19 protein-coding genes are annotated in these 19,189 nt (G+C 67.2%); 6 read left to right on the forward strand and 13 right to left on the reverse strand.

Going from position 1 to position 19,189, the window contains the following annotated elements:
- Window position 1: 1 nt before the first annotated feature.
- From ACG01O_RS09525 to ACG01O_RS09535, 3 genes are all read right to left on the reverse strand, one after another.
- Window positions 2-1,453 (reverse strand): esterase-like activity of phytase family protein, encoded by a 1,452-nt coding sequence (locus ACG01O_RS09525; RefSeq protein WP_394383852.1) that lies wholly within the window; start codon window positions 1,451-1,453, stop codon window positions 2-4.
- Window positions 1,454-1,615: 162 nt separating this feature from the next.
- The gene (locus ACG01O_RS09530; RefSeq protein ID WP_394383854.1) at window positions 1,616-2,050 is read right to left on the reverse strand and encodes an organic hydroperoxide resistance protein; all 435 of its coding nucleotides are present in this window, start codon (window positions 2,048-2,050) and stop codon (window positions 1,616-1,618) included.
- A gap of 35 nt (window positions 2,051-2,085) precedes the next feature.
- Window positions 2,086-2,574 carry a MarR family winged helix-turn-helix transcriptional regulator gene (locus ACG01O_RS09535; RefSeq protein WP_394383856.1) on the reverse strand — a complete coding sequence of 163 codons (489 nt, stop codon included), beginning with the start codon at window positions 2,572-2,574 and terminating at the stop codon, window positions 2,086-2,088.
- A gap of 129 nt (window positions 2,575-2,703) precedes the next feature.
- Here ACG01O_RS09535 and ACG01O_RS09540 point away from each other — a divergent pair, with 129 nt between their 5' ends.
- On the forward strand, window positions 2,704-3,066 hold the full coding sequence (locus ACG01O_RS09540; RefSeq protein ID WP_394383857.1) for a DUF1304 domain-containing protein: 363 nt from the start codon (window positions 2,704-2,706) through the stop codon (window positions 3,064-3,066).
- A 7-nt stretch (window positions 3,067-3,073) separates the two neighbouring features.
- On the opposite strand, the gene ACG01O_RS09545 is transcribed toward ACG01O_RS09540, so the two are convergent.
- The 9 genes from ACG01O_RS09545 to ACG01O_RS09585 form a co-directional block, all read right to left on the reverse strand.
- Window positions 3,074-5,026 (reverse strand): ATP-binding cassette domain-containing protein, encoded by a 1,953-nt coding sequence (locus tag ACG01O_RS09545; RefSeq protein WP_394383859.1) that lies wholly within the window; start codon window positions 5,024-5,026, stop codon window positions 3,074-3,076.
- Window positions 5,023-5,895, reverse strand: coding sequence for a 50S ribosomal protein L3 N(5)-glutamine methyltransferase (prmB, locus tag ACG01O_RS09550; RefSeq protein ID WP_394383861.1), 873 nt, complete (start codon window positions 5,893-5,895; stop codon window positions 5,023-5,025). Before prmB ends, ACG01O_RS09545 begins: the two co-directional genes overlap by 4 nt.
- On the reverse strand, window positions 5,892-7,064 hold the full coding sequence (locus ACG01O_RS09555) for a PilT/PilU family type 4a pilus ATPase (RefSeq protein WP_394383863.1): 1,173 nt from the start codon (window positions 7,062-7,064) through the stop codon (window positions 5,892-5,894). The genes prmB and ACG01O_RS09555 overlap by 4 nt, the downstream gene beginning before the upstream one ends.
- 2 nt (window positions 7,065-7,066) lie before the next feature.
- Window positions 7,067-7,891 (reverse strand): 2,3,4,5-tetrahydropyridine-2,6-dicarboxylate N-succinyltransferase, encoded by an 825-nt coding sequence (dapD, locus tag ACG01O_RS09560; RefSeq protein WP_394383865.1) that lies wholly within the window; start codon window positions 7,889-7,891, stop codon window positions 7,067-7,069.
- Window positions 7,891-9,093 carry a succinyldiaminopimelate transaminase gene (dapC, locus tag ACG01O_RS09565; protein ID WP_394383867.1) on the reverse strand — a complete coding sequence of 401 codons (1,203 nt, stop codon included), beginning with the start codon at window positions 9,091-9,093 and terminating at the stop codon, window positions 7,891-7,893. The genes dapD and dapC overlap by 1 nt, the downstream gene beginning before the upstream one ends.
- Before the next feature lie 66 nt (window positions 9,094-9,159).
- Window positions 9,160-10,635 carry a protein kinase domain-containing protein gene (locus ACG01O_RS09570; RefSeq protein WP_394383869.1) on the reverse strand — a complete coding sequence of 492 codons (1,476 nt, stop codon included), beginning with the start codon at window positions 10,633-10,635 and terminating at the stop codon, window positions 9,160-9,162.
- Window positions 10,635-11,411, reverse strand: a complete 777-nt coding sequence (locus ACG01O_RS09575; RefSeq protein WP_394383871.1) for a metallophosphoesterase family protein — start codon at window positions 11,409-11,411, stop codon at window positions 10,635-10,637. Before ACG01O_RS09575 ends, ACG01O_RS09570 begins: the two co-directional genes overlap by 1 nt.
- Window positions 11,412-11,510: 99 nt before the next feature.
- Entirely contained in the window at window positions 11,511-12,473 is a 963-nt protein-coding gene (gene argF / locus ACG01O_RS09580) for an ornithine carbamoyltransferase (RefSeq protein WP_394383873.1), read from the reverse strand.
- Window positions 12,470-13,675 (reverse strand): aspartate aminotransferase family protein, encoded by a 1,206-nt coding sequence (locus tag ACG01O_RS09585; protein WP_394383874.1) that lies wholly within the window; start codon window positions 13,673-13,675, stop codon window positions 12,470-12,472. The genes argF and ACG01O_RS09585 overlap by 4 nt, the downstream gene beginning before the upstream one ends.
- A gap of 150 nt (window positions 13,676-13,825) precedes the next feature.
- On the opposite strand from ACG01O_RS09585, the gene ACG01O_RS09590 reads away from it, so the two are divergent.
- Together ACG01O_RS09590 and ACG01O_RS09595 are read left to right on the forward strand one after the other, a co-directional pair.
- Window positions 13,826-14,164 carry a DUF3579 domain-containing protein gene (locus tag ACG01O_RS09590; protein ID WP_394383876.1) on the forward strand — a complete coding sequence of 113 codons (339 nt, stop codon included), beginning with the start codon at window positions 13,826-13,828 and terminating at the stop codon, window positions 14,162-14,164.
- Window positions 14,161-15,081 (forward strand): alpha/beta fold hydrolase, encoded by a 921-nt coding sequence (locus tag ACG01O_RS09595; RefSeq protein WP_394383877.1) that lies wholly within the window; start codon window positions 14,161-14,163, stop codon window positions 15,079-15,081. Before ACG01O_RS09590 ends, ACG01O_RS09595 begins: the two co-directional genes overlap by 4 nt.
- Window positions 15,082-15,204: 123 nt before the next feature.
- Here ACG01O_RS09595 and rpsT read toward each other — a convergent pair whose 3' ends face one another.
- A complete protein-coding gene (rpsT, locus tag ACG01O_RS09600; protein WP_394383878.1) occupies window positions 15,205-15,501 on the reverse strand; it encodes a 30S ribosomal protein S20 in 297 nt (98 codons plus the stop codon).
- A 118-nt stretch (window positions 15,502-15,619) separates the two neighbouring features.
- Here rpsT and murJ point away from each other — a divergent pair, with 118 nt between their 5' ends.
- The 3 genes from murJ (at window position 15,620) to ACG01O_RS09615 (ending at window position 19,183) form a co-directional block, all read left to right on the forward strand.
- The gene (murJ, locus tag ACG01O_RS09605) at window positions 15,620-17,182 is read left to right on the forward strand and encodes a murein biosynthesis integral membrane protein MurJ (protein ID WP_394383880.1); all 1,563 of its coding nucleotides are present in this window, start codon (window positions 15,620-15,622) and stop codon (window positions 17,180-17,182) included.
- On the forward strand, window positions 17,182-18,039 hold the full coding sequence (locus ACG01O_RS09610; protein WP_394383882.1) for a SirB1 family protein: 858 nt from the start codon (window positions 17,182-17,184) through the stop codon (window positions 18,037-18,039). Before murJ ends, ACG01O_RS09610 begins: the two co-directional genes overlap by 1 nt.
- 85 nt (window positions 18,040-18,124) lie before the next feature.
- Window positions 18,125-19,183, forward strand: a complete 1,059-nt coding sequence (locus ACG01O_RS09615; RefSeq protein ID WP_394383884.1) for an AI-2E family transporter — start codon at window positions 18,125-18,127, stop codon at window positions 19,181-19,183.
- The last annotated feature ends 6 nt before the right edge of the window (window positions 19,184-19,189 follow it).

The raw sequence follows: 19,189 nt of genomic DNA on the forward strand, positions 1-19,189 counted from the left end.
GTCAGCGGGCCTTGCGCCGGGTCAGCGCCAGCAGGCCCAACCCCGCGGTCATCAGCGCCCAGTGGGCCGGCTCAGGAACGGGCGCGGCGTAGTTGGCGATGTTGGCCGTGTAGGCGTGCAGCACGCCCGGCAGCAGTTGGTAGTCGCCGGTGAGCGTGGCCGAGGCGCTGTTCGCGGTGAAGAAGCAGCCGGTGGTTTGGCCCATGGGGCACTGGATGGACTTGGCGTAGGGGTCCGCATCCGTCATGCGGAAGTAGACGTCGAACTGCGTGCCCGCGCCGTTCTGGGTGACGCTGTAGTCGTTGTCGGTGCCCGCCAGAACGAGGTAGCGGCCGTCGGCCAGGCGTGGGCCCACGGCCAGGCCTTCCCATTTCTCGGGTGACTTGTTGCCCAGCGCAGCCAGCGTGTTGGCATCCAAATCCATCACCTGAGCGCCCTTGGCCACCGCCACCAGGCCGCTTGGGAGTGCGCCGGACGAGGGCAGGTTGATGCCGGTCACATCAGTGGCCCCGCGCAGGTCAACCTCGAAGACGTTTTTGTCGGCGCCGCTCAGCGTGGCGCCGACGCCGATGCCTCGGTTGTTGCGCTCCAGGACCAAGAAGCGGTTTTCATCCAGCGCCACCAGCGCGGAGCTGCCGCGGCCCTGGGATGCGCTGGCCAGGGCGTAGGCGTACTGACCCACAGCTTCACCGGAGGCGATGTCGTACTTGATGATGCGGGTGTACAGGCCTCGGGTGTCGCTGCTGGCGTTGTAGCCGTCCGTCACCAGGCCGTTTTGCAGCATGGCGTAGGCGAAGCGTCCGTCCGGCGTGATGGCCAGGCCTTCGAGCCCTCGGTTGCCCAGGCGGCCTTGTGTGAGTTGCGGGGTGCTGCCGGCGGGAGGCAGGGCGTTGTAGTCCACGCCAGCGGTGGTGCGCGGCACCAGGTTGGCCGGGGTCTTGAACGCGCGAATCAGTTGGCCGCTGCGGCTGAACTCGTAGACCGATGGGCCATATTCATCGCTCACCAAGAAGTTGCCGGTGACCGGGTTGACGACAAATCCTTCCGGGTCGAACGAGCGGCCGAGCACGTTGCCCACGGTCGGGGCCTGGCCGTTCAAGGTGCCTGCGGCACTGGAGAACTTGACGGTTTCCAGGATGCGGAAGTTGGAGATGGCGCCGGTGTTGGCGTTGACATCCACGGTGAACCGCTGGACGCGGGTGTCGTAGGGCAAGACACCGCCGCCGGGGCCACGGTCCGACAGACCCCACCATTCGTTGCGGTTGCGGTCGTAATAGATGTCGGAGAAGAAGCCGACGCGGCGGTCCAGGTCGGAGCCGCTGCTCAGGTCCAGGCTGTTGCCGGCCAGGGTCAGGCCGTTGACGAAGCTGACGCCGGTCAAGGCCGTTTGAGCATGGGCTGCGGGAGTGGCGGCCATTGCGGCCAGGGTCAGGAGCGTCGCTTGCAGTCGCATGGGGTGGTTCGATGGGGGTAGGTCAACCGAGCAGGCTACGCAGCACCCATGAAAAGCCCATGAAAAGCCCATGAAAAGCCCATGGAACGCTCATGAAAAAGCCGCGGACGGTGCCGCGGCTTCGGCGCCCTGCAGGGCAGGGCAGTGCGAGGCGGGAGGGCCTCAGGCGATCGTCAGCGTGACGTCGATGTTGCCGCGGGTGGCGTTGGAGTACGGGCAGACCTCGTGGGCCGTGGCCACCAGGGCCTCCAGCTGCGCGCGGTCCATGCCGGGCACCGAGATGGTCATGGCGACCTGGATGCCGAAGGCGCCCGGCTTGTTGGCGTGGGGGCCGATGCCGACTTCGCTGGTGATGCTGACTTCGGCGGGCAGGGCAATCTTCTGGCGGGCCGACACGGCCTTCATGGCGCCGATGAAGCAGGCCGAGTAGCCGGCAGCAAACAGTTGTTCGGGGTTGGTGCCCGCGCCGCCGGCTCCGCCCAGTTCCTTGGGCGTGGACAGGGTCACGTCCAGCGCGCCGTCCGACGACTTGGCAGTGCCGGCGCGGCCGCCCGTGGCGGTGGCAGTGGCGGTGTACAGGGCTTTTTCGATGGCCATGGTGGCTCCTTGGGGTGGGTCAGTGGGAAAAGAAATCAGGCGGCGGCGTCGGCGGCCTGGTGGAGTTGCTGGCGCAGCTGCGTGAGCCGTTGCGTCAGCGTGATGACTTCGTCCAGCTCGCAGGCGCTGGCGCAGGCCAGTTGGCTGGGGATGTCCAGCGCCTGCTCGCGCAGTTGCCGGCCTTGTGGTTGCAGGTAGATGTCGACCCGGCGTTCGTCGTCGCTGGCGCGACGGCGTTCGATGTGGCCGAGCGCTTCCAGGCGCTTGAGCAAGGGCGTCAGGGTGCCGGAGTCCAGCGACAGGCGTTGGCCCAACTGCGAGACGCTCAGCCCGTCAGCCTCCCACAGCACCAGCAGCACCAGGTACTGTGGGTAGGTGATGCCCAGGGGCGCCAGCAGCGGCTTGTAGATGCGCGTCATGGCCAGTGAGCTGCTGTACAGCGCAAAGCACAACTGGCGGTCCAGTTGCAGCCACTCGGCGCGCGGGTCGGCGGCGGGTGGGGTGGGTGGCTTGCTGCGAGGCATGAGCGAAAATGTAGTTGGCAATTTAATTGCACACAAGTTAAGTGGTCATTGGGTCTTTTGGGTGACACGGGCGCATCACGCGATCTGAGACCATCCGCGCCCAATCAATTGCAGACGAGGAGATGGACGATGGAGATGGCCGCAATCGCACTGGCAGCCCTGGTGGCGCTGCTGCACCTGTACTTTTTGGTGCTGGAGATGTTCTTCTGGACCAAGCCGCTCGGCCGCAAGGCCTTCGGGCTGGACAAGGACTTTGCCGAGCGCAGCAAGGCGCTGGCGGCCAACCAAGGCCTCTACAACGGCTTCCTGGTGGCGGGCCTGGCGTACGGGTTGGTGCTGGGCGCCGCCGGTGCGGGCAAGCCCTGGCTGCTGTTCTTCCTGGGCTGCGTGGTGGTGGCCGGCCTGTTCGGCGCGGCCACAGCCTCGAAGAAGATCTTGTACGTGCAGGCGCTGCCAGGTGCTCTGGCCCTGGCTGCGGTGCTGGCGCTCTGACCGCGAATCAGCTCGCGCTCATCGCCTCGATCTGCTCGCCCAGCTCCAGCCAGCGCATCTCGTCGGCTTCAAGCTGGTCGGCAATCGCCTTCAAGCGCTTGCCCATCTCGGCAATGGCCGAGGCGGCGGCGCCTTCGGCCAGTTGGGCCTCAATCTCTGCGCGTTCCTCGGCGAGGGCGTGCAGGCGCTTGTCGATGGCTTCCATTTCCTTCCGCAGCGGGCGGGTCAATTCCGCCAGCTTGGCGCGGGCCTGGCCTGAGGCCTTGCGGTCTTCACGCGAGGCCGGTGGGGGCGCTGCCACCACAGCCGCAGCGGCAGGGGCGGGCGCCGGCGCGGGGCCTTTCTTGGCGGCGCGAGCGGCTTCCTTGCTCTGATCCAGCAGCCACTGCTGGTAGTCGTCCAGGTCGCCGTCGAAAGGCTTGACCTTGCCGTCGGCCACCAGCCAGAACTCGTCGCAAACCTCGCGCAACAGCGCCCGGTCGTGGCTGACCAGCATGACTGTGCCTTCGAACTCGTTCAGCGCCAGAGACAGCGCCTCGCGGGTGTTCAGGTCCAGGTGGTTGGTCGGCTCGTCCAGCAGCAGCAGGTTGGGGCGCTGCCACACCAACATGGCCAGCACCAGCCGCGCCTTCTCGCCGCCGGAGAGGCTGCCCACTTGCTGGTTGACCATGTCGCCGGTGAAGCGGAACTGGCCCAGGAAGTCGCGCAGCTCCTGCTCGCGGCCCGGCGGGCCAACGTCGCGCGCGAGGCGCACCATGTGCTCCAGCGGGCCTTCGTCCAGCCGCAGCACGTCCAGCTCCTGCTGGGCGAAGTAGCCGATGGACAGGCCCTTGCCCTCGGTCAGCTTGCCGCCCATCGGCGCCTGCGCGCGGGCAATCGTTTTGACCAGCGTGGACTTGCCTTGGCCGTTGGCACCCAGGATGCCGATGCGCTGGCCGGCCAGCACCGAGCGGTCCACGCCGCGCACGATGATCTTGTCACCCTCGTCGGTGCGGTAGCCCGCGCTGAGCTCGTCGAACATCAGCATTGGGTTGGGCAGGTTCAGCGGCTCGCGGAACTCGAAGTTGAAGTCGGCCGAGGCCAGCACCGGCGCGAGCTTTTCCATGCGCTCCAGCGCCTTCACGCGGCTTTGCGCCTGCTTGGCCTTGCTGGCCTTGGCCTTGAAGCGGTCGATGAACTTCTGCAGGTGGGCGACCTTCTCTTGCTGGCGCTCGAACGCGGCCTGCTGCAGCACCATGCGCTCGGCGCGCTGGCTCTCGAAGCTGGTGTAGTTGCCGCCGTAACGCACCAGCTTGCCTTCGTCGAGGTGCAGCGTGACCTTGGTGATCGCGTCCAGGAACTCGCGGTCGTGGCTGATGATGATCAGCGTGCCGTCGTAGCGCTGCAGCCAGGCCTCCAGCCAGACCAGGGCGTCCAGGTCCAAGTGGTTCGTGGGCTCGTCCAGCAGCATGAGTTCTGCCGGGCACATCAGCGCGCGGGCCAGTTGCAGGCGCATGCGCCAGCCGCCGGAGAAGCTGTTGACGGGGGCGTCCAGCTGCTCGGTCTTGAAACCCAGGCCCATCAGCAGCGCCTGGGCGCGGGAGCGGGCGTCGAAGGCGCCGGCGTCGGCCAGCGCGGCATGCGCCTCGGCCATCGCGTGGCCATCGTTGGCCTTCTCGGCTTCGTCCAGCGCCACGCGGGCAGCCACCAGGGTCAGGTCGCCCTGCAGCACGAAGTCGGTCGCACCGTCTTCGGTCTCGGGCATGTTCTGGGCCACTTCGGAGCGGCGCCAGTGCTTGGGCACCTCGACTTCGCCCTTGTCATTGCCCAGGCGGCCGGTCAGCAGCGCGAACAGGCTGGACTTGCCGGCGCCGTTCCGGCCCACCAGGCCGATCTTCTCGCCGGGTTGCAGCGTGGCGGAGGCGCCGTCCAGCACCACCTTGACGCCGCGGCGCAGCGTGATGTCGCGAATCGTGATCAAAGCAAATTCTCTTTCGTCACCAGCAGCACCTGGTCGGCGCCTGATGAGGTGTCCATCCACACGACTTCCAGGGTCGGGAAGGCGGCTTCAAAGTGTTCGCGCTCGTTGCCGATCTCCAGCACCAGCACGCCGGTGTCGCTCAGTGCGGCAGGCGCGGCGCGCAGCAGGTCGCGGATGAAGTCCATGCCATCCGTGCCGCCCGCCAGGGCCAACTCCGGCTCGGCCCGGTATTCATCAGGCAGCGCGGCCATGCTGGCGCTGTTGACGTAGGGCGGGTTGCACAGGATGAGGTCGTACGGGCCGCCGCCTTGGTTCACCGCGCCTTGCAGGCCGTCGCCTTGCAGCAGGCGGATGCGGGCGCCCAAGTCATGGCGCGTCACGTTGAGCTGCGCCACGGCGAGGGCGTCGGGGCTCAGGTCCAGCGCGTCCACCTCCACCTCGGGCCAGGCCATGGCGGCCAGCACGGCCAGGCTGCCGTTGCCGGTGCACAGGTCCAGCACGCGGCGGCTGTCGGGGTGCAGCCAGGGGTCAATGCTGGCGTCGGCAATCAACTCGGCAATGAAGCTGCGCGGCACGATGGCGCGCTCGTCGATGGTGAACGGCACGCCTTGCAGCCAAGCCTCGCCCGTGAGGTACGCCGCCGGCTTGCGCGTCGTGATTCGCTGCTCGATCAAGCCCTCGATGGCGGCCAATTCAGCCGCGTTCAGCTCGCGCTGTTCGTGCTCGTCCAGCGCGTCCAGCGGCAGGCCCAGGCGCCACAGCGCCAGCCAGGCGGCTTCGTCGAACGCGTTCGTCGTGCCGTGGCCAAAAAACAAGCCCGCCTGGGTAAGGCGGGCGGCTTGGGTGTCGATGCAGTCGATGAGTTTCAAGAGCCGTGGACGTCCAGGGTGATTTCGGTGAAGGTGGCCTCGTCGCCGGCCTTCTCTTCCTTGCGCGGAGCCGAGGCCGGCATGCGCGCAGCCGAGCCTTCGTTTTGCAACCGCCACAGCAGGTTGGTGGGCGAGTCGGCGAAGGCCAAGCCTTCTTCGCGGGTGATGGCGCCTTCGGCGATGAGTTTGGCGAAGTGCTCTTCGTAGGTTTGCGAGCCTTCGGCGATGGATTTCTCCATCGCATCCTTCACGCCGGCAAAGTCGCCTTGCTCGATGAGTTCGGCAATGAGCTTGGTGTTCAGCAGAATTTCCACCGCCGGCACGCGGCCACCTGCGGCCGAGCGCACCAGACGCTGCGACACGATGGCCTTCAGGCCCGCAGCCAGGTCGTTCAGCAGCGCCGGGCGGGCCTCGGGCGTGTAGAACGACAGGATGCGGTTCAGCGCGTGGTAGGTGTTGTTACCGTGCAGCGTGGCCAGCACCAGGTGGCCGGACAGCGCGTAGCTGATGGCCGAGGTCATGGTCTCGCGGTCGCGAATTTCGCCGATCAGGATGCAGTCCGGCGCCTGACGCAGGGCGTTCTTCAGTGCCACCTGCAGCGAGGCCGTGTCGCGGCCGATTTCGCGCTGGTTCACCACCGAGCGCTTGTTGCTGAACAGGTATTCGATCGGGTCCTCGATGGTGAGGATGTGCCCGGTCATGGTCTGGTTGCGCATCTCCAGCATCGACGCGAGCGTGGTGCTCTTGCCGGTGCCGGTGGCGCCCACCATCAGGATGAGGCCGCGCTTTTCCTTGACCATGTTGCCCAGGATGGGCGGCAGGCGCAGGGACTCGAGTGTCGGAATCTCGTGCGGGATGTGACGGAACACGCCCGCAATCGAGCCGCGCTGGCGAAACCCTGACAACCGGAAACTGCCCACGCCGCGGATGCCCACGGCCATGTTGAGTTCGCCGGTGTTGTCGAGTTCCGCCAGAGAGGCCGGGTCGATGACCTCGGCGATGAGCTGGCGCGGCTGGGGCGGCGTCAGGAGCTGATCGGACAACTGCACGGTCTGCCCGTTGATGCGGATCAGCACCGGCATGTTGGCCGACAAATAACAGTCCGAAGCACCCTTGTCGGCCATCAGCCGCAGGATGCGCTCCATGTTGCCGCCACCAGGACCGCTCATGTTCAGTCTCGCAGGAGTTCGTTGATGCTCGTCTTGGAGCGGGTCTGTGCATCGACCCGCTTCGCGATGATGGCGGCGTACAGGCTGTAGCGGCCGTTGTCCTTGGGCAGCGAGCCCGAGATCACGACGGAGCCGGCGGGGATGCGGCCGTAGGTGACTTCGCCGGTGGTGCGGTCGTAGATCGGCGTGCTCTGGCCGATGTACACGCCCATGGAGATGACCGAGTTCTCTTCCACGATCACGCCTTCGACCACCTCGGAGCGCGCGCCGATGAAGCAGTTGTCTTCAATGATCGTCGGGTTGGCCTGCAGCGGCTCCAGCACGCCGCCGATGCCCACGCCGCCGGACAGGTGCACGTTCTTGCCGATCTGGGCGCACGAGCCGACCGTGGCCCAGGTGTCCACCATGGTGCCCTCGTCCACGTACGCGCCGATGTTCACGTAGCTGGGCATCAGGATCACGTTCTTGGCCTGGAAGCTGCCGCGGCGCGCCACGGCCGGCGGCACCACGCGCACGCCGGTGGCACGCAGGTCGGCTTCGCTCATGCCGGCGAACTTGGTGGGCACCTTGTCGAAGAAGGTCAGGTCCTTGTCGCCCATCACACGGTTGTCGTTCAGGCGGAACGACAGCAGCACGGCCTTCTTGACCCACTGGTGCACCGTCCACTGGCCCACGCCTTCGCGCGTGGCCACGCGCAGGCGGCCGGCGTCCAACTCGCCCAGCACCTGGTCCACCGCTTGGCGCAGCTCGGCCGCGTTGTTGAGATCCAGCGAGGTCCGGTTGTCCCAGGCGTGGTCGATCAGGCTTTGCAAATCAGCGGTGTTCATCAGAGAGCTTTGGTGAAGGAGACGATGCGGTGGGCGGCTTCGAGGCACTCGGCCTCGTCAGCCACCAGGGCCAGCCGGATGCGCCCGGCGCCCGGGTTGACGCCGTGGGCGTCGCGGGCAAGCAGGCTGCCCGGCAGCACGGTCAGATTGTATTGAGCGAGCAAGCCCTGGGCGAAGGCGACGTCGTCCCCCCAGGGCACGGCCGCCCACAGGTAAAAGCCCGCATCGGGCAGGGCCACGTCCAGCACCTGCGCGAGCAGCGGCGTGACCTGGGCGAACTTCTGCCGGTAGCGGGCGCGGTTGTCCACCACGTGGGCTTCATCGCCCCAGGCGGCGACGCTGGCGGCTTGCACGATGGGGCTCATGGCGCTGCCGTGGTACGTGCGGTAGAGCAGGAATTTCTTGAGCAGCGCAGCGTCGCCCGCCACGAAGCCCGAGCGCAGCCCGGGGACGTTGGAGCGCTTGGACAGCGAGGTGAACGCGATCAGGTTCTTGAAGTCGCTGCGCCCCAGCTTCGCGGCTGCTTCCAGGCCGCCGAGCGGCGCTTCGTCGCGGAAGTAGATCTCGGAGTAGCACTCGTCGGACGCAATGACGAAGCCGTAGCGGTCGCTCAGCTCGAACAGCGCCTGCCACTCGGCCAGCGGCATCACCGCGCCGCTGGGGTTGCCGGGCGAGCACACGTACAGCAGCTGGGTGCGCGCCCAGGTGGCGTCGTCGATCTGGCGCCAGTCCACCGCAAAGTTGCGGGTGGGGTCCGCATTCGCGAACGCCACTTCAGCACCGGCCAGCAGCGCCGCGCCTTCGTAGATTTGGTAGAACGGGTTGGGGCACACCACCGTGGCGCCAGCGCGAGACGGGTCCACCACCGTTTGGGCGATGGCAAACAGCGCTTCGCGCGAGCCGTTCACCGGCAGCACCTGCGTGCCGGCGTCCACCGTCAACCCGTAGCGGCGGTGCAGCCAGGCGGCGATGGCTTCTCGCAGCGCGGGCGTGCCGGCGGTGGCTGGGTAGGCGGCGAGGCTGGCCATCGAGGCCTGGATGGCTTCACCAATCAGCGCGGGCGCCGGGTGGCGGGGTTCGCCGATGCCGAGCGAAATCGCCGGCAGCGCGGGGTTGGGGGTGATGCCTGCCGTCAGTTGGCGCAGGCGTTCGAACGGGTAGGGGTGCAGCCGGTCGAGCCGCGGATTGGTCGGAAAACGCATCCGGCCATGATAGGGCGCCCACCCCGCAGCGGTGGCGCCGCCGGATTCCTCAGCGGTGAAGTGCGCCTAGCTGGCGGCCGGCTCGCGCACCACGGTGACGGTGCAGTCCGATTCGGCCACCACCTGACCCGACACGCTGCCGAGATAGCGACGCAGCGCCGAGGAGCCGCGCGCGCCCATCACGATGTGGTCCACGCCATTGCGGTGGGCGAAATCGATGATGGCACCTGCCGCGTCTGGCGCCTCCAGCACGTGAAAGGTCAGGCGTCCGTCTTCCAGGTCGAGCGCCTTGCTGATCGGCCGGGCCCAATGCTTCAGCGCGATGAGCTGCTTCACGTGCACGCTCTGGCCCTGCTTGTCGGTCAGTTCGTCGATGCCGATGCGGTTCACCCGCATCACGCTGACGCAAGCCAGCCGCGCGCCGGACTCGGTCTGCACGATGCGGCGCACGGTTTCGCACAGCTGGGCGAGCAACTCGGGCGTGGCGTTGTCCACGTCGACCGCGGCCATCACGATGGGGCTGCGCGCCAATTGCTGACCCGCCGGAGGCGGTGGCGGCGCCTCGGCGCCCAGCGCGAAGAACCAGCGCTTGAGGCGGCGCATCGCGCCACTGCCCTGAAGCTTTTCCGCCCGTGCGGTCAGGGCCACGCCCGCAGGCTCGCGCAGGTCCAGTGCCAACTGGGCCGCGCTTTGGTAGCGGCGGTCGGGCTTGACCTCCAGACAGCGCAGGATGACTTCTTGCAGCCATGGCGGCAGCTCGGACCGGATGGCGCGCGGCGGCACCGGCTCCACGTAGAGCCGCCGGCGCAGGCCGCGCACGGAGTTCGGTTGGCCAAACGGCCGCTCGCCGGTGGCCAGGTGGTACAGCATCACGCCCAGGGCGAACAGGTCGCTGCGCGGGTCGTTGCGCACGAACTGCACCTGCTCAGGGCTCATGTAAGGGCCGGTGCCCATGGGCAAGGTGAACTCTTCTTCCAGCAGGTCCGGCAGGTGCTCGTGCCGGCTGAGGCCGAAGTCCACCAGCACGGCGGTGCCGTCGGGCCGGAACATGATGTTGCTGGGCTTGATGTCCAGGTGCACCACGTGCTGGCGGTGCAGGGCGGCCAGCGCCGTGGCCACGCGGGCGCCGATGTCGGCCACCTCCTCGGGAGGCAGCGGCGCGTCGTCCAGCCGCGGGCGCAGTGTGTCGCCCGGGATGCGCTCCATCACGATGAAGGCCTGCCGCGTCCAATCGCCCCGGGCCACGAAGCGCGGCACGTGCGGGCCGCTGAGCTGCGGCATCAGCATCTGCTCGACCTCAAAGCCGACGATGGTGGCCGGGTCTTCTCCGCCCTTGATGCGGGGCACCTTCATCAGCAGGTCGTCCGCGGCGGCCGTGCCGTCCGGTTTGAGCCGGGTAACGCGCCACAAGTTGGCCATGCCGCCCTGGTGCAGCCGGGCCTCCAGCCGGAAGCCGTCCAGCACCTGGCCGGCTTCCAGCGGGGCGTGCGCGGGCGGTGGTGGTGGGGAAGAGGGCAGGGGTGTGGGGGCGGAGGTGCTCATCACTCGCCCCGCGTCAAGCGCCGGGCCAGGCGCTCGGCAATTGGGGCAGGCAGCCCGCTGGCCAGCACGCCCGCGCAGGCGGCCTCCACGTCGTACGCCACGCGCTGAAAGGTGACGCGGGCGTCATCCAGTTCCGACGGGCCAGGGTCCAGCAGGGCGTAGCAGGCGGCGGGGTTGCCGTCGCGGGGTTGGCCGCAGGAGCCGGGAATGATCAACCACTGGCGGTGGGTGGGCAGCGGCATGGCTGCACCCGCCACGGGGCGGAAGTCACCGGCCTTGCCGGTGCCGGACAGGTGGAACAGCATGGGGTCATGCATGTGGCCGCAGACCTGGATGCGCGCCGCGTGCGCATGCAAGCTGCGCACGGCTTCAGCACGGCCTTGGATGTACTCCCAGCCGCCGGGGTCGAACGCGTTCGCATGCACGAACAGGCATCCCGCCTCGGGCGCCTGCGCGCGCAACGGCAGCTTGGCGAGGAAGTCCAGTTGCTCGTGGTCCAACTGGGCGCGGGTCCACTCGATGACGGCCCTGGCGTCCGGGTGCATGCCGGGCTTGCTGCCCTGAACCACGGCTTCGTCGTGGTTGCCGAGCACCACGCGGGCGCCGTCAGCCGTCAGTTGCCGAACCTGATCGACCACCCACGCCGGGTCTGCCCCGTAGCCGACGAAATCGCCCAGCAAGGCGAAGTGGGTCGCGCCCTGCGCGCGGGCATCGGCCAGCACCGCTTCCAGGGCTTGGCGGTTGGCATGGATGTCGGTGATGAGGGCCCAGCGCATGGTGTTCAGCTTGCCATGACGCGCTGACGCCGAACCAACATCCGACGCAGGGAATTCCTGGGGGTGAAGAGGCGCCCCGCGTCGGCGGAGCGCGCCCGATCAGCCGATGCGGCCGAGCAGCAGGTACTCCATCAAGGCCTTCTGCACGTGCATGCGGTTCTCGGCTTCGTCCCACACCACCGACTGCGGGCCGTCGATGACGTCGGCCGTGACTTCCTCGCCGCGGTGCGCGGGGAGGCAGTGCATGAACAGGGCGTCAGGCTTGGCGCGGGCCATCATGTCGCGGTCCACACACCAGTCGGCGAATGCGGCGCGCCGGGCCTCGTTCTCGGCTTCGTAGCCCATGCTGGTCCAGACGTCGGTCGTGACCAGATCAGCGCCCTCGCACGCCTCGTGCGGGTCTTTGAACACGCGGTAGCAGCCGGCGTCCTTCACGCCGGCCACGGCGGGGTCGATTTCATAGCCGCTCGGGGTGCTCACATGCACCTTGAACCCCAGGATCTCGGCGGCCTGCAGCCAGGTGTTGGCCATGTTGTTGCCGTCACCCACCCAGGCCACGACGCGGCCTTTGAGGCAGTCCATGTCGATGGCGCCCCGGCGGTCCATGCCGCGGGCTTCGATGAAGGTGAACAGGTCCGCCAAGATCTGGCAGGGGTGGTACTCGTTGGTCAGCCCGTTGATGACCGGCACGCGCGAGTGCGCGGCGAAGCGCTCGATCTTGCTTTGCTCGAAGGTGCGGATCATCACGATGTCAACCATGCGGCTGATCACGCGGGCCGAGTCCTCCACCGGCTCGGCACGGCCGAGCTGGCTGTCGCCGGTCGTCAGGTGCACGACCGAGCCGCCCATTTGGTACATGCCGGCCTCAAAGCTCACGCGGGTGCGCGTGCTGGCCTTCTCGAAGATCATGGCCAGCGTGCGGTCTTGCAGGGGCTGGTATTTCTCGTAGTTCTTGAAGCGGCGCTTGATGATGGCGGCGCGGTCGAACAGGTGGGCATATTCCTCGGCCCGCAGGTCTTTGAACTGGAGGTAGTGGCGCATCAGCGAATCCCCGGGCTTCATGGCTTGGGCTGCGCCAACAGGGCGCGGATCAGGGGCACTAGGATGGCGGCGATTTGACGGGCCTCGTCATGCGTGAGGATCAGCGGCGGCAGCAGGCGCACGACGCGGTCGGCCGTGACACTGATGAGCAGGCCGGCTTCCAGTGCCTGGCCCAGCAGCGGGCCGGCCGGGCGGTCCAGCTCGATGCCCAGCATCAGGCCCTGGCCGCGAATCTCCACCACACCGGCCACGCCGGCCAGACCCTCGGCCAGTGCGGACTGCAGCGTGGCGCCCACCGCCTCGGCGTTGGCGAGCAGACCGTCTTCTTCCATGATCTTGAGCGTTTCCACGCCCGCCCGCATGGCGAGCGGGTTGCCGCCAAAGGTGGTGCCGTGGTTGCCGGCCTTCAGCACGTCGGCGGCGCGCGGTCCGCAGACGACCGCACCCACGGGCACGCCCGAGCCCAGGCCCTTGGCCAGCGGCATCACGTCCGGCTGGATGCCGGCCCACTGGTGAGCAAACCATTTGCCGGTGCGGCCGATGCCGCACTGCACCTCATCCAGCATCAACAGCAGGTTGCGCGCGTCACAGATACGGCGCAGCGCTTGCAGGAACTCGACACGGGCCGGGTTGATGCCGCCTTCGCCCTGGATGGTTTCCAGGAAGATGGCCGTGATGTTGGGGTTGGCGTCCAGTGCGGCTTCGACGGCGGGCACGTCGTTCAGCGGCACGCGCACGAACCCCGGCACCAGCGGCGTGAAGCCGGCATGGATCTTCGGGTTCGCGGTGGCCGACAAGGTGGCCAGCGAGCGGCCATGGAAGGCGCCTTCGAACACCAACACGGCGGGGTTGTCGTTGCCACGGTCGTGGCCGAACTTGCGTGCGATCTTCAAGGCGGCTTCGTTCGCTTCCAGGCCGCTGTTGCAGAAGAACGCGTTGGTCAGGCCGGACAGCGCGCACAGCTTGTCGGCCAGTTGCTCTTGCAGCGGGATGCGGTAGTAGTTGCTGGTGTGGATCAGCTGCGTGAGTTGGTGCTGCAGGGCGGGCACCAGGCGCGGGTGGTTGTGACCCAGCGTGTTGACCGCGATGCCGGCCAAACCGTCCAGCAATCGTCGGCCCTGCGTGTCCCAGACCCAGCTGCCTTGACCGTGCGACAGGGCAACGGGCAGGCGGCCGTAAGTCGGCATCACATGGCTGTCAGAAGGGACGGTAGGGGCGCTCATCAGGTCTCCAGAGCAGATTGAGAAAAAGGAACGTTTGATTCTAGGGTGCGGGCTTGCGCGTTTGCTGCGGCGCAGCAGATGGCGCGCTGGCAAGGCACAATAGGGGTCTTTGCCCGCGGCGCATGCCGTGGTGCGCAGCCTCACTGCCTCATGACCGTTGTTCCCAAGCCGCGCGAAGTTTTCATCCAAGGCGTGACCCTGGATGGGAAGACGTTTCGCCCGAGTGATTGGGCGGAGCGACTGGCGGGGGCGATGTCCTGTTTCCGCCCGGGTGGCGTTCGCGCCGGGATCGGGGCTTACATCGGTTATTCGCCGTTTTGTGTGCCCACGGTCATCAACGGGGTCAAGTGCGTGATCGTGAACGAAGAACTGCGTCGGCTGGAGCCGATGGCTTGGGACTTTGTCATGAACTTTGCGCGTGACAACAACCTCCAGGTCGCCGATGCGTGTCTGTTGCCCGACGCGCCAGGCGGTGGCAACGGCGCGTGACCGTCCGGCCTGGCGATGGCCTTGGTGCGGCGGTTCCTGCCTTGGAGCCGGCCCCCGCGAACGCTGAAAACGGTTGGCTGACAGCCACCTCCGATATTTCTGGCACGACTGAATCGGCCGAGCCGCCGACCTGGGTGTTGGTGCGCGGTTGGTCGCGCAACAGCGGCCACTGGGGTGCGTTTCCGCGCTTTTTCGAACGTGAGTTGGGACTCGTGCAGCCGGGCGCCCGGCTGGTGTTGCTGGATCTGCCGGGCACGGGCGCCTGGAGTCAACAGGCCAGCCCGACCCGGGTCCGGGACATCGTCAAGCTGTGTCGCGACGAGCTGCAGCGGCGTGGCGTGGCCGGGCCGGTGTCGCTGTTGGGCATGTCGCTGGGGGCTGCAGTGATTGCCGACTGGGCGACGCGTTATCCCTCCGAAGTGGCGGCGGGCGTGTTGATCAACCCGAGCCTGCGGCCATTTAGCGAGGTGTTTCGGCGGTCGATGCCGATGGAATACCTCGCGCTGTTCCTGCTGTCGTTCGGGCGTTTCAACTGGCGCCGGCGGGAAGAGCGCGTGCTGCGACTGACCACGCGCCTCACTGCGCCGCAAGCCGTCATGGAGCGTTGGCTGGACCTCCAGCGCCAGCACCCCGTGGGCGTGCGAAACGCGGTTCGTCAGTGGTGGGCGGGTCTGCGCTACCGCGCGAGCCGCGCGCGACCCGGTGCGCCGATGCTGCTGTTGTGCAGCCGGGCTGATGGTTTGGTGGATTGGCGCTGCTCTCAGGCCATCAGTCGGGCTTGGGGTGCGCCGCTGCGCCTGCACACGAAAGCAGGGCACGACCTGGCGCTGGATGACCCTCTGTGGGTGGCAAGGAGCGTGGTCGACTGGCTGCGCGACCGCTCGCTGAACGGCGTGGAGCCCGGGGAGTGGCATTGAGGCGCAAGCGAGCGCCTGAATGACGGAGGGTGCCGTCGCGCCACTGACCCATTGGGGGTGGTGCCTGAAATGAAAAAGGCCCGCATTCGCGGGCCTTCCTCTGCACCAGAGCTGGATTGGTTTTTAGGCGGCGAGCGCCTTGATCTTGGCGGACAGGCGGCTCTTGTGGCGAGCAGCCTTGTTCTTGTGGAAGATGCCCTTGTCGGCGACGGAGTCGATGACAGCTTGGGCGGTCTTGAACAGTTCGGCGGCCTTGGGCTTGTCGCCGGCCGTCACGGCCTTTTGCACGTTCTTGATGACCGTGCGGAATTTGGAGCGCAGCGCGGTGTTCGCGGCGTTGAGCTTGACGTCCTGGCGGGCGCGCTTGCGACCCGACGCCAGGCGAACCGTCTTCTTCTTGGCTTTGGAGCTGGTTGCCATGCTGTATCTATACCCAGTTGGTGCAAAGACAGCGAGTGTAGCACGCGTTATTGAATTTGGCCAATAGCTTGGGTGAGTTGCACTGATGCGTCAAGGGGCGCCACAGATAATCCCCTGCATGAATCTGTTGCGCGCCGCCTCCACCATTTCTCTTTTGACCCTGGCGTCGCGCATCACCGGATTGATTCGAGAACAGCTGACGGCCGGGCTTTTCGGCGCCACGGGCATGACGGACGCCTTCTTGGTGGCATTCCGAATTCCGAACCTGCTGCGCCGTCTGTTTGCGGAAGGGGCCTTCTCCCAGGCCTTCGTGCCGCTGCTGGCCGCGAGCCGCGCGACTGACGGCGACGAGGCCACGCACCGGCTGGTGGATGCTGTGGCGACCGTGCTGTTGTGGGCGCTGCTAGCCACCACGGTGGTGGGCATCTTGGCCGCACCGCTGCTGGTGTGGCTGCTGGGTGCCGGGCTGCCGACCCGGGCCTTTGATGCGTCAGTGGTCATGACGCGGTTCATGTTTCCGTACATCGGCTGCATGTCGCTGGTGGCCTTGTCGGCCGGCATCCTGAACACCTGGCGCCGTTTCGTGGTGCCGGCGGCGTCGCCCGTGCTGCTGAACTTGAGCATGATCGCCTGCGGCTGGACGCTGGTGGGGCCGTTGGAGCGCGCGGGTTGGCCGGGCATCTACGGCATGGCGGCCGGGGTGATGCTGGGCGGGGTGCTGCAACTGGCCGTGCAATGGCCGGCGCTGGCCAGCATTGGAATGCGCCCGCGCATGTCGTTGCGCTGGCAAACCTTTCAGAACTCGCGGGCGCATCCTGGGGTGGGGCGCATGTTGGTGGCCATGGGCCCCGCGTTGCTCGGGGTGGGTGTGTCTCAGTTGTCTCTGATGATCAACACGCAGATTTCCAGCAATCTGGGGGAGGGGGCCACCTCCTGGCTCAATTACGCCGACCGCTTGATGGAGTTTCCGATTGGTCTGCTCGGCGTGGCACTCAGTGCGGTGCTGACGCCACAGCTCTCGGCAGCCCAGGCCGCGGGTCAGACTGAGCGCTACAGCCGTTTGCTGGATTGGGGCCTGCGCATGGTGATGTTGCTGGCCTTGCCCTGTGCGGTGGCGTTGCTGGTGTTTGCTCAGCCGCTGACGGCTGTGCTCTACCACCGCGGCGCGTTCACCGCGCAAGACGTGGCGCACACCGCGCAATCGGTGATGGGCTGGGGTGTGGGCTTGCTCGGCTTGATTGCCGTCAAGGTGCTGGCGCCAGGTTTTTACGCCCGCCAGGACACGGGCACGCCGGCCAAGATTGCCGTTGGCGTGCTTTTGCTGACCCAAGCCCTGAACCTGGCCTTTGTGCCGTGGTTCGGTGTGGCGGGTTTGGCGCTGTCGATCGGCGTGGGGGCGCTGGTGAACGCGACCTGGTTGTTGCGCGGGCTTCAGCGCCTGGGCAGCTACCGTCCCGAGCCGGGTTGGTGGGGGTTCGCGCTGCGCAGCGTCAGTGCCTGCGTGGCCATGGGCGTGGTGCAGTGGCAGCTGTCGCTGCGGCTGGACTGGATCGGGCTGGGCCAGCATGAGGTCATCCGCTGCCTGTGGATGGCTGGGAGCTTGGGTTTGAGCGCAGCGGTGTACTTCGGTGTGCTGTTCCTGGTGGGGTTGCGCCCCAAGGCCCTGGGGCGGCCGAGCTGATGCAATTCGCCGCGCCATCGCCGTTGGAGTATTTCGCCAGCCTCGTGGCGGACGACGGCAGCCTCAACCTGCTGGAAGCGGCCATCAGCCTGGCGCAGGACGAGCAGCCGGATCTGGATGTTCAGTCGGTGCTGGCTGAGGTCGATGCACTGAGCCTGCGTCTGCGGCGCCGCCTGACGCCTGACACCGTGCCGGCCGAGCGCCTGCGCCTGCTCCTGCAGTTCTTCCACGGGGAATTGGGATTCGCCGGCAACCTCAACGATTACTACGCCGCCGAGAACAGCTACGTGCATCGGGTGTTGGTCACCCGACGCGGCATTCCGATCACCCTGGGCGTGTTGCTGCTGGAATTGGCCGAGCAAGCGGGGCTGCGTGCATCCGGCGTGGCTTTTCCCGGCCATTTTTTGGTGAAAGTTCGGATGGGGCTGGGGGAGGTGGTGATCGACCCCTTCACGGGCGATGAGCTGTCCACCAGCCGCCTGGATGAGCGGCTGGCGGTGTACCGCCGGGCGAGCCAATGGCCGGCCGATCTGGATTTGCCGCTGGAGTTTTTCCTGCGGCCAGCGGCGCCTCGGCAGATCCTGGCTCGCATGCTGCGCAACCTTCGGGAAGTGCACCGCGCGGCGGGCGACATGCCGCGTCAACTGGCGGTGCAGCATCGGCTGGTGTGCCTGTTGCCGGACGACCCGGTCGAACGGCGCGAGCGCGGTGGGTTGCTGGAGCAGGTGGGCGACATGCAGGCGGCGGCCGACGATTTCGGGGTCTACCTGCAGCAGCGGGCCGATGCGGCCGATGCCGAGGACATCCGTTCGCGACTTGCCGCACTGCGCCGCAGGCCGCCCCAGGCGCTTCAGTGACAATGCGCGCCCCTTGCCCTTTCGACGTCAGCGGCCGGATGCGCCAGCGCAGACCTGCGATGCCGATTTATTGGACCTTTGTGTCATGACCCTCAGCAAAACCCAACGTGCGGCCTTGGCCTGGGGTGGCGTGGCCGTGGCTCTGGCGCTGCTGCTGTGGCTGCTGGCGCCGGTGCTGGCCCCGTTCATCGCGGCGGTCGTCATGGCCTATGCACTCGCACCGGCCGTTCAAGCGCTGGCTGACCGCCGGGTGCCCCGCACGGTGGCGGTGGTGTTGGTCGAGCTGCTGTTCGTCGCGGCGCTGCTGGCCTTGGTGTTGCTGGTGCTGCCCATTCTGAGCAAGGAGTTGCCGGCGCTGCGGGAGCAGATTCCAGCGCTGGCCAAGTTGTCCAACGACAAGCTGGCCCCTTGGCTGCAGCAGCATGGCGTGAACCTGCAGCTGGACCCGGCCAGCATCAAGGCCTTCGTGTTGAAGTACCTGGATGCGAACTTTGAAGACTGGCTGGCTACGGCGCTCAGCTCGGCCCGCATTGGCGGGAGCTTCGTTCTGGCCCTGGTGGGCAATGCCGTGCTGCTGCCCGTGGTGTTGTTCTACCTGCTGCACGACTGGCCCGTGCTGACGGCGCGCGGCCGCGCACTGGTGCCGACGTCGGCACGGGAGTCCGTGGAAAGCTTTCTGGGCGAGTGCGACGCGACGCTTGGGCAGTACCTGCGGGGCCAGTTGCTGGTGATGGTGGCGCTGGCGGTGTACTACAGCGCGGGGCTGATGCTCGCGGGGTTCGATCTCGCCTTGCCGATTGGCGTGTTCACCGGTCTGGCGGTGTTCATTCCCTACCTGGGGTTTGGTCTGGGCTTGGTGCTGGCGCTGCTGGCCGGCATGTTGCAGTTCGCCAGCGTGTACGGCCTGGCCGCGGTGGCGGTGGTGTTCGGTGTGGGGCAGTTGCTGGAAAGTTTCGTGCTCACGCCGCGCTTCGTGGGCGAACGCATCGGCATGAGCCCCTTGATGGTGATCTTCGCCTTGCTGGCCTTCGGTCATCTGCTCGGCTTCGTGGGCGTGTTGGTGGCCTTGCCCCTGTCCGCTGTCGCGGCTGTGGCCGTGCGCCGCATGCACCGGGCCTATCTGCAAAGCTCCTTGTTCCATTGATCCTGC

It is taken from the genome of Pelomonas baiyunensis (assembly GCF_043555935.1).
GTDB lineage: Bacteria > Pseudomonadota > Gammaproteobacteria > Burkholderiales > Burkholderiaceae_C > Pelomonas > Pelomonas baiyunensis.

Bases quoted from the DNA above. Each gene is read 5' to 3' on its own strand.
- ACG01O_RS09525 (WP_394383852.1), bottom strand. From the start codon at position 1,453: ATGCGACTGCAAGCGACGCTCCTGACCCTGGCCGCAATGGCCGCCACT.
- ACG01O_RS09530 (WP_394383854.1), bottom strand. From the start codon at position 2,050: ATGGCCATCGAAAAAGCCCTGTACACCGCCACTGCCACCGCCACGGGC.
- ACG01O_RS09535 (WP_394383856.1), bottom strand. From the start codon at position 2,574: ATGCCTCGCAGCAAGCCACCCACCCCACCCGCCGCCGACCCGCGCGCC.
- ACG01O_RS09540 (WP_394383857.1), top strand. From the start codon at position 2,704: ATGGAGATGGCCGCAATCGCACTGGCAGCCCTGGTGGCGCTGCTGCAC.
- ACG01O_RS09555 (WP_394383863.1), bottom strand. From the start codon at position 7,064: ATGAGCGGTCCTGGTGGCGGCAACATGGAGCGCATCCTGCGGCTGATG.
- dapD (WP_394383865.1), bottom strand. From the start codon at position 7,891: ATGAACACCGCTGATTTGCAAAGCCTGATCGACCACGCCTGGGACAAC.
- dapC (WP_394383867.1), bottom strand. From the start codon at position 9,093: ATGCGTTTTCCGACCAATCCGCGGCTCGACCGGCTGCACCCCTACCCG.
- ACG01O_RS09570 (WP_394383869.1), bottom strand. From the start codon at position 10,635: ATGAGCACCTCCGCCCCCACACCCCTGCCCTCTTCCCCACCACCACCG.
- ACG01O_RS09575 (WP_394383871.1), bottom strand. From the start codon at position 11,411: ATGCGCTGGGCCCTCATCACCGACATCCATGCCAACCGCCAAGCCCTG.
- argF (WP_394383873.1), bottom strand. From the start codon at position 12,473: ATGAAGCCCGGGGATTCGCTGATGCGCCACTACCTCCAGTTCAAAGAC.
- ACG01O_RS09585 (WP_394383874.1), bottom strand. From the start codon at position 13,675: ATGAGCGCCCCTACCGTCCCTTCTGACAGCCATGTGATGCCGACTTAC.
- ACG01O_RS09590 (WP_394383876.1), top strand. From the start codon at position 13,826: ATGACCGTTGTTCCCAAGCCGCGCGAAGTTTTCATCCAAGGCGTGACC.
- rpsT (WP_394383878.1), bottom strand. From the start codon at position 15,501: ATGGCAACCAGCTCCAAAGCCAAGAAGAAGACGGTTCGCCTGGCGTCG.
- murJ (WP_394383880.1), top strand. From the start codon at position 15,620: ATGAATCTGTTGCGCGCCGCCTCCACCATTTCTCTTTTGACCCTGGCG.
- ACG01O_RS09610 (WP_394383882.1), top strand. From the start codon at position 17,182: ATGCAATTCGCCGCGCCATCGCCGTTGGAGTATTTCGCCAGCCTCGTG.
- ACG01O_RS09615 (WP_394383884.1), top strand. From the start codon at position 18,125: ATGACCCTCAGCAAAACCCAACGTGCGGCCTTGGCCTGGGGTGGCGTG.